This window comes from Streptomyces aurantiogriseus, from assembly GCF_014649375.1.
In the GTDB taxonomy this organism is placed as follows: Bacteria; Actinomycetota; Actinomycetes; order Streptomycetales; family Streptomycetaceae; genus Streptomyces; species Streptomyces aurantiogriseus.
The window spans coordinates 1-1933 of the sequence record NZ_BMSX01000066.1 but is presented as its reverse complement, the minus strand read 5'-3'; the positions used below and the strand labels follow the sequence as shown (position 1 = coordinate 1933).

Genomic DNA, 1933 nt, shown 5'->3' with positions numbered 1-1933 from the left:
AGCCAGATGTTGTCGCCCATGCCGATCTCGTCGCCGTAGTAGAGGATCGGCGAGCCGGGGAGGGACAGCAGGAGGGCGGTGAACAGCTCGATCTGGTTGCGGTCGTTGTCGAGGAGCGGCGCGAGCCGCCGGCGGATCCCGATGTTGGCGCGCATACGCGGGTCCTTCGCGTATTCCGCGTACATGTAGTCGCGCTCTTCGTCGGTGACCATTTCGAGCGTGAGCTCGTCGTGGTTGCGCAGGAAGATTCCCCACTGACAACCGGACGGAATCGCGGGCGTTTTGGCGAGGATTTCCGAGACCGGGTAGCGGGATTCCCGGCGTACCGCCATGAAGATGCGGGGCATGACGGGGAAATGGAAGGCCATGTGGCATTCGTCGCCGCCGGAGGCGTAGTCGCCGAAGTAGTCGACGACGTCCTCGGGCCACTGGTTGGCCTCCGCCAGGATCACCGTGTCCGGGTAGTGGGTGTCGATCTCCTTGCGGACCCGTTTGAGGAACTCATGCGTCGCCGGAAGATTTTCGCAGTTGGTGCCCTCCTCCGCGTACAGATAGGGCACCGCGTCGAGGCGGAAGCCGTCGATGCCCAGGTCCAGCCAGAACCTCAGTGCGGAGATCATCTCCTCCTGTACGGCCGGGTTCTCGTAGTTGAGGTCCGGCTGGTGGGAGAAGAAGCGGTGGAAGAAGTACTGCTTGCGGACCGGGTCGAAGGTCCAGTTGGAGACCTCGGTGTCGACGAAGATGATGCGGGCGTCGGCGTACTGTTTGTCGTCGTCGGCCCACATGTAGTAGTCGCCGTAGGGGCCGTCGGGGTCTTTTCTCGATTCCTGGAACCACGGGTGCTGGTCGCTGGTGTGGTTCATGACGAAGTCGATGATGACGCGCATGCCGCGCTGGTGCGCTGAGTCGACGAATTCGACGAAGTCGGCGAGGTCGCCGAACTCGGGCAGGACGGAGGTGTAGTCCGATACGTCGTACCCGCCGTCCCTCAGGGGTGATTTGAAGAACGGGGGAAGCCAGAGGCAGTCGACGCCGAGCCATTGCAGGTAGTCGAGTTTGGCGGTGAGGCCCTTGAGGTCGCCGACGCCGTCGCCGTTGCTGTCCTGGAAGGAGCGGACGAGGACTTCGTAGAAGACCGCGCGTTTGAACCAGTCGGGGTCGCGGTCCTTTGCGGGCGTGTCCTCGAAGGTGTCCTGAACGGGCTCGTTGACGATCATCGTGTGGGTGACCCTCCGATCTGCGGGTTGGACGGTCGCAGGACGGTGAGGACGTGCGCGGGCCGGTTGCCCGGTTCGAGACGCACGTAATTGGCCCTGCCCCAGTAATAGGTCTCGCCGGTGAGCAGATCGCGCACCGGCGCCGACTCGTGCCAGTCCAGGCCGAGTTGCGGCATGTCCAACGAGACCGTTGCCTCCTGGGTGTGGTGGGGGTCGAGGTTGACGACCACCAGAACCGTGTTCGAACCGCTCCGCTTCGAGTAGACGATCACCTCTTCCTTGTCGGCGTGATGGAAGTGCAGATCGCGCAGTTGGCGCAGGGCCGGGTTCGCCCGCCGGATCTCGTTGAGGCGGGTGACCAGCGGGGTGATGGTGCGGCCCTCGCGCTCGGCCGCCTCCCAGTCACGCGGCCTGAGCTGGTACTTCTCCGAGTCGAGGTACTCCTCGCTGCCCTCGCGCAACGGGGTGTTCTCGCACAGTTCGTAGCCGCTGTAGATGCCCCAGGTCGGCGAGAGGGTCGCCGCCAGGACGGCCCGCGCCTCGAAGGCGGGACGCCCGCCGTGCTGGAGGTAGGCGTGCAGGATGTCCGGCGTGTTGGCGAAGAAGTTGGGCCGCATGTAGGAGGCCGCCTCACCGGAAAGTTCGGTGAGGTACTCCGTCAGTTCCTGCTTGCTGTTGCGCCAGGTGAAGTAGGTGTACGACTGCTGGAAGCCGAT

Annotated in this window: 2 protein-coding genes; both read right to left on the bottom strand. The window is 64.3% G+C overall.

Features of this window, described 5'->3' with window-relative positions; genetic code table 11:
* On the bottom strand, positions 1-1217 hold a 1217-nt coding region (gene treS / locus IE263_RS47985; RefSeq protein WP_189944454.1), incomplete at its 3' end, for a maltose alpha-D-glucosyltransferase.
* Positions 1214-1933 (bottom strand): alpha-amylase family glycosyl hydrolase (locus IE263_RS47980; RefSeq protein WP_506005116.1); only part of this gene is annotated, 720 nt, incomplete at its 5' end. The genes treS and IE263_RS47980, both read right to left, overlap by 4 nt.